5 protein-coding genes are annotated in these 6,000 nt (G+C 64.1%); 1 reads left to right on the top strand and 4 read right to left on the bottom strand.

The genetic code is table 11. The features are described from left to right. Positions 1-31 precede the first annotated feature (31 nt). The 4 genes from AC1DVM_RS14395 to AC1DVM_RS14380 form a co-directional block, all read right to left on the bottom strand. Complete coding sequence (locus AC1DVM_RS14395; protein ID WP_477255241.1) at positions 32-1,963, bottom strand: cadherin repeat domain-containing protein; 1,932 nt, start codon at positions 1,961-1,963, stop codon at positions 32-34. Between the two features lie 81 nt (positions 1,964-2,044). Then, complete coding sequence (locus AC1DVM_RS14390; RefSeq protein WP_477255239.1) at positions 2,045-3,046, bottom strand: hypothetical protein; 1,002 nt, start codon at positions 3,044-3,046, stop codon at positions 2,045-2,047. 98 nt (positions 3,047-3,144) lie between these two features. Continuing rightward, entirely contained in the window at positions 3,145-3,669 is a 525-nt protein-coding gene (locus AC1DVM_RS14385; RefSeq protein WP_477255237.1) for a SixA phosphatase family protein, read from the bottom strand. Beyond that, positions 3,670-4,521, bottom strand: coding sequence for an AAA family ATPase (locus AC1DVM_RS14380; RefSeq protein WP_477255235.1), 852 nt, complete (start codon positions 4,519-4,521; stop codon positions 3,670-3,672). 152 nt (positions 4,522-4,673) lie between these two features. On the opposite strand from AC1DVM_RS14380, the gene AC1DVM_RS14375 reads away from it, so the two are divergent. Then, a complete protein-coding gene (locus tag AC1DVM_RS14375) occupies positions 4,674-5,960 on the top strand; it encodes a cystathionine gamma-synthase family protein (RefSeq protein ID WP_477255233.1) in 1,287 nt (428 codons plus the stop codon). Positions 5,961-6,000 lie beyond the last annotated feature (40 nt).

Raw genomic sequence — 6,000 nt, 5'->3', positions numbered from 1 at the left:
CTCTCCCTCAGGGAGAGGTGAAAGGGGGCTATCAGATCACGAAGAAATCGGTCGCCTTCATCTTGAGCCCTTTCTTGAGGCTCGCGATCTGGATCGCAGTCTTCCCGCCAGATCCATCGGCGTCGTAATACAGCGCACCCTTCTTGGGATCGTAAAAGACATAATCGTTCTTATCCGCGGCCTTGGTGCCGAGGGTGAAGAAGTCCTTCTTGAGCTTCCCGGGTCTTTCAATCGAACCTTTGCCGATTTTCTTGAAGACCGCGTTGTCGAGCCAGATGGAATCGTCCTTCACGAAAAAATCCTTCACGGTGTCGAGGTTGGCTTTCGTGTTGGGCTTCGTGTCGAACACGAAGATGTCGCGGCCTTCACCGCCCGACAAAACGTCCTTGCCGAGCCCGCCCGCAAGGGTGTCGTTGCCGCCCAGGCCTCGAAACACGTCGGCGCCCCTGCCGCCCACGAGCTTGTCCGCGCCCTCGCCTCCGGTCAGGTTCTCCCGAGCCACATCTCCGACCTGCACGGCGATGGTGCGCGTGACGCTCAGCCCGTCCTTGTCGGTGGCGCGGACGGTCACGGTGTGGACGGTCGCCTGCTCGTAATCGAGCCGCAATCCGTCTGCGACGACGAGCTTGTCGCCCTGCAATGCGAAGCGGCCCTGCGCACTGTCGAGAAGCGTGTAGGTGAGCGCATCGCCGGAGGCGAGATTGGCGTCGGCGCCGGTGAGACTCGCCACCAGCGCGCCGTAAGCCGCGCCCTCCGCAACGGCGGCTCCCGACACAGCCACGTCGGTCGGGGCGCTGTTGGCCACGAAGCGCTGCTGATAGATGTTCTCGTTGCCGTCGGCATCCTCCGATGTCCACGTGACCACCCAGCCGCCGTCGGGCAGAGCCTTTACGTTCGCATCCCACTGGCTCAACGTCATCGTCGTGTTGGCGGTGAATTCGACCGCCGACGCCTCACCGTTCCGGTCGAAGTGCCGTTGAAAAATTCCGCTTCGGCTGACGTCATCCGACTCCCAGGTGACAACCCAGCCACCATCTGAAAGAGCGGTGATTTTTGGGGAGATCTGCTGGCCGACCGTCGTGTGGTTCACCAATCGGTCGCTCGCCCAGACGGCATTCCCGCTCGCATCATAGCGCCGCTGATAGATCCCCTCCTGGTCGCCGTCCTGGCCCTGAGAGGCCCATGTGACGACCCAGCCGCCGTCCGTGAGGCCGGTCACGGCGGAGTAATACTGGTGGTCAAGGGTTGCGAGGTTGACCTGCTTCTCGATGCCGAAGACCGGGGTCCCCTGTGCGTCGAATTTCTGCTGGAACACACCAAAGCCACTACTGTCCTGTCCTGCAGACGTCCAGGTGACGATCCAGCCGCCGCCCGCCAAACTCGCAGTGTTGGGTTCGTATTGCCTGCCGGCCGTGAAGGTGTTGATCGCAACATCCGTGGCCGAGGTCGCCACGCCGTTCTGGTCGAACCGGCGTTGGAACACGCCGTCATTGTCGCCGTCCTGACCGACGGATGTCCACGCCACGACCCAGCCTCCGTCGGCGAGCGCCGTAACATCCGGCTCATACTGATCGCCCGCGCTGACGACATTGACGAGTTGATCGACAGGCGACGCCGCAACGCCGGCCTTGCTGTAGCGCTGCTGATAGATGCCGTACCCGTCGCCATCCTGCATCGCCGATTTCCAAGTGACGACCCAACCGCCATCGGCAAGCGCGGTGACGGCGGACGCGTCCTGGTCGTTCGCCAAGGTGGCGTTCACCACGGGATTAGCACTGGTAAGGGCAACACCTGCCCGGTCGAACCGCTGCTGGAAGATGCCCGCGCCTTGGCCCTCGTCGCCGAGAGATGTCCAGCTGACGACCCAGCCCCCGTCCTTCAGGACAGTCACGTCGGCGTCCAGCCGATTGCCGGCGGTGGCGGGCGTCACACGCGTTTCCGCCCCGATCCTATAGAGGGTCATCGACATCTCTCCGGAGAACCAATGATATGTTATGCTGTTCTTATAGATGATGAGAGGCGGAGTGTAAACCGCGACCCGAGATTAAAGCTTGGGATCGTCCCGTGCCGCGGCCTTCGCAGCCTCGGCGCGCGAGGTGGCTCGCTCCATCGCCCCATCGACGAAGTCCGCGCTCGGGCGCAGCATTCCCAATTCGAATGACGCCATCGCCAGCATCACCGGGGCGAGGTTCGCCAGCGGCCGCCCATCCGGCGTGAAGAGCTTCAGGTCGTCATTGGGTCCGAGCGACAATTCGGCCACCATCCGGCGCGCATAATTGCGCAGGCGCTGCTCGTCGGGTGCGCAGGCGGCGACCGGTGCGGCGCTCGCCATTTTCGGCGGGGAGGACGCTTTGGTCTTCGGCTGTTCCACCCGAACCTTGGGCGCGGCTTTCGGCTTCTCGCCCATGCCGGCCGCGATATCCGGCACCCGGTATTGCGGGGTCCTGATCGGCAGCACCATGGAGACCCGCCCGGGCTTTCCCCCACGGCCCGAAGCCGTGAACGTCGTCACGCCCTTCCCCCGGCGCGACGCCAGATAGCGCGCCCGCACCGTGCCGCCGATTCCCTTGACGGCGAGCACCGCGAGGCCGCCGAGGCCGGTGGCGATGCCGCATTCCGCCGGCGCCCAGCGCCGGACGATGTCGAGGGCCGATTTACGATTGAATTCGAGGTAGTAGCGGCGCAGGAGATTCACCGCCGCATCGGCCCCGTGGTCGGCGGAGACAAAGCCCACATGGCCCTCGGAATCCTTGCCGATCTCGCCGTCCCAGCGGGCGCTCTTGATGCACCAGTAATTGTTGAGTTTGACGCACCGGGTGATCACCGGCCGGTCGGCGTTCAGCAAGGCAGCCGCGATCGCCATGGGCTTTGGTTCGAGGGTCGCCAGCGTCTGCGCCCGCCAGTTCGAGATCTCGCGCGCCTCCCCGTCGTAACGGGCGGCAAACAAGGCCGGGCCGTCGCCAGAGATCAGGGCGGCAAGGCCTCGATGGTCCGTCGCAAGCGCGCTCCCGGCAAGGAAGAGCGCGATGAGGGTCGATGGCATCATGGCGAGAAGCGGCCCCTGAAAGCGTCCCGCAGGATGGGACGGGTTTCAGGCACAACGATGGTGGACGGCGCCGGTTCAGGCAGCCCCGCCCCCGTGCGTCAATCGTCCTCGTCGGCGCCGAGGGATTTGGGCGTCACGAAGCGATCGAGCTTGCCGCCGCGCGCCTTGAGGTTTCCCCACTCGCCGCAATCGCAATCGATGACGGCGAGGCCCGCCGTGGGGAATTTCTGGCGCATGCGGGAGAGCGCCTCGCCGCTTCCATGGCTTGCCAGCAGATGGGCCAGATCCTCGAAACCGGGATTATGGCCGATGACCAGGACGCTTCCGGTCGCGGGGTCGATCTCCTGCAGCATGGAGAGAAGCCGCGCGGCGGGGGCATCGTAGATCCGCGGTTCGACGCGCATGGGCACGGCGCCGAGGGCGGGTTGAACGAGGGACCAGGTTTCCTGCGTCCGGCGCGCCGGCGAGACCAGGACCAGTTCGGGCGCGAGTTCCTCGTCCTGCAGATAATCCCCCATTAGCACCGCGGCCTTGCGTCCCCTTGCGGATAACGGCCGGTCCACGTCCAGCATTCCCGACGGCCATGACGATTTCGCGTGGCGAAGCAGGAGCACCCTTACCATTCAGGTCCGCCCTTCGCGCCGCGACAGGAAGGCGAGTTTCTCGAACAGCGTCACGTCCTGCTCGTTCTTGAGAAGCGCCCCATGCAGCGGCGGGATCAGTTTGCGCGGATCGCGCTCGCGCAATTGCTCGGGCCCGATATCCTCGGCCATCAGCAGTTTGAGCCAGTCGAGCAGCTCGGAGGTCGACGGCTTCTTCTTCAGGCCCGGCGCCTCGCGGATCTCGAAGAAGATCTTCAGCGCTTCCTCGACGAGGCGGCGCTTGATGCCCGGATAATGCACGTCGATGATCCGGGCCATCGTCTCCTCATCCGGAAATTTGATGTAATGGAAGAAGCAGCGGCGCAGGAACGCGTCCGGCAGTTCCTTCTCGTTATTGGAGGTGATGATGACGATCGGGCGCTTTTCCGCCCGGACCGTCTCGCCCGTCTCGTAGACGTGGAACTCCATCCGGTCGAGTTCCAGCAGCAGGTCATTGGGAAACTCGATATCGGCCTTGTCGATCTCGTCGATGAGCAGCACCGGCCGCTCATCCGCCGAAAACGCCTCCCACAATTTCCCGCGTTTGATGTAATGGCGAATGTCCGACACCCGCGGATCGCCGAGTTGGCTGTCGCGCAGGCGGGAGACCGCATCGTATTCGTAGAGCCCCTGCTGGGCCTTGGTCGTCGACTTGACGTGCCACGTGAGAAGGGGCGCATTCACCGCGCGGGCGATTTCCTCCGCCAGAACCGACTTGCCGGTGCCGGGCTCCCCTTTGACCAGCAAGGGCCGCTCGAGAACGATGGCGGCATTGACCGCGACCGTCAGATCCTCGGTCGTCACATAGGAGTCGGTGCCTTCGAAACGCGCCATTCTCAACCTTCCCTCTCGATCCTGCTGACCCTAGAGCCGGATCGCCCCAAGGGAAAGCACCAAGCCCGCCGTCGCGCGTCCCCTCCGTGCCGTCCGGTCATCTTCCGGCAGCCCGTCTGTTAGGGTAAGGCTGGCGAAAGGGAGAACGAACAATGGCCTATAATCGCTACCACAAGGACCGGATCGGCAACCACAAGCTCAAACCCGAGACGCTGATGCTCGGCTATGGCTACGATCCGACGCTCTCGGAGGGCGCGGTCAAGCCGCCGGTGTTTCTCACATCCACTTTCGTGTTCAACAGCGCCGAGCACGGCAAGGAATTCTTCGATTACGTCTCCGGACGCCGCGAGCCCCCGAAGGGCGAGGCCGCGGGTCTCGTCTATTCGCGCTTCAACCACCCCAACGCGGAAATCGTCGAGGATCGCCTGGCGATCTTCGAGGAGACCGAGGCTGGCCTTCTGTTTTCGTCGGGCATGTCGGCCATCGCCACGGCGGTACTGGCCTTCGCGCGGCCCGGCGACGTGATTCTGCATTCGCAGCCGCTCTATGGCGGCACGGAAACGCTCATCTCCAAGACGCTGGCCAATCTCGGCATCCACTCCGCCGGCTTCGGGGACGGCGTCGACGAGGCCAGCATCCGCGCGGCGGCGAAAGAGGCTCAGGGGAAGGGCCGGGTCTCCGTGGTGCTGATCGAATCGCCGTCGAACCCGGTGAACACCATCGTGGACATCGCGCTGATTCGCCGGATCGTGAACGAAATCGGCGAGGCGCAGGGTCACTGGCCGATCATCATGTGCGACAACACGCTCCTCGGCCCGATTTTTCAGAAACCGATTCAACATGGCGTCGATATCTCGCTCTATTCGCTGACGAAATATGTCGGCGGTCATTCGGACCTGATCGCCGGCGCGGCGCTCGGATCGAAAGAGCTGATGAAGCCGATCCGGATGCTGCGCTCCGCCATCGGCACCCAGCTCGATCCGCATTCGTGCTGGATGCTCGGGCGTTCGCTGGAGACGCTGTCCCTGCGCATGAACGCCGCCAACCGCAACGGCGAGATCGTGGCGAAATTCCTGAACGAACACCCGATGGTGACGAAGCTCCACCATCTCGACTATTTGCCCGAGGGCTCGCCGGCGAAGCGGGTCTACGACGCGCAATGCTCGGCTCCGGGTTCGACCTTCTCGTTCGACGTGAAGGGCGGCGAACCGGAAGCGTTCCGGGTACTCAACGCCCTCCAAGTGTTCAAGCTCGCGGTGAGCCTCGGCGGCACCGAATCGCTGATCTCCCACCCGGCCTCGACGACGCATTCGGGCGTGCCGAAGGCAACCCGCGACCGGCTCGGGGTCAGCGATGCGACGATCCGCGTCTCCATCGGCATCGAGCATCCGGACGATCTGGTGGCAGATCTGGCCCAGGCGCTTTCGACCCTCGGTTAGAAACGCGCGGATTTGCTGCGTTTCCGGCTTTGCGGCGGTG

This window comes from Microvirga sp. P4_A5 (genome assembly GCF_056402495.1).
The sequence above is the reverse complement of the archived record's forward strand: the minus strand, read 5'-3'. Positions and strand labels throughout refer to the sequence as shown.

Excerpts from the sequence above, each read along its gene's own strand:
- AC1DVM_RS14380 (WP_477255235.1), bottom strand. The coding sequence starts at position 4,521 with ATGGCGCGTTTCGAAGGCACCGACTCCTATGTGACGACCGAGGATCTG.
- AC1DVM_RS14375 (WP_477255233.1), top strand. The coding sequence starts at position 4,674 with ATGGCCTATAATCGCTACCACAAGGACCGGATCGGCAACCACAAGCTC.
- AC1DVM_RS14390 (WP_477255239.1), bottom strand. The coding sequence starts at position 3,046 with ATGATGCCATCGACCCTCATCGCGCTCTTCCTTGCCGGGAGCGCGCTT.
- AC1DVM_RS14385 (WP_477255237.1), bottom strand. The coding sequence starts at position 3,669 with ATGGTAAGGGTGCTCCTGCTTCGCCACGCGAAATCGTCATGGCCGTCG.
- AC1DVM_RS14395 (WP_477255241.1), bottom strand. The coding sequence starts at position 1,963 with ATGACCCTCTATAGGATCGGGGCGGAAACGCGTGTGACGCCCGCCACC.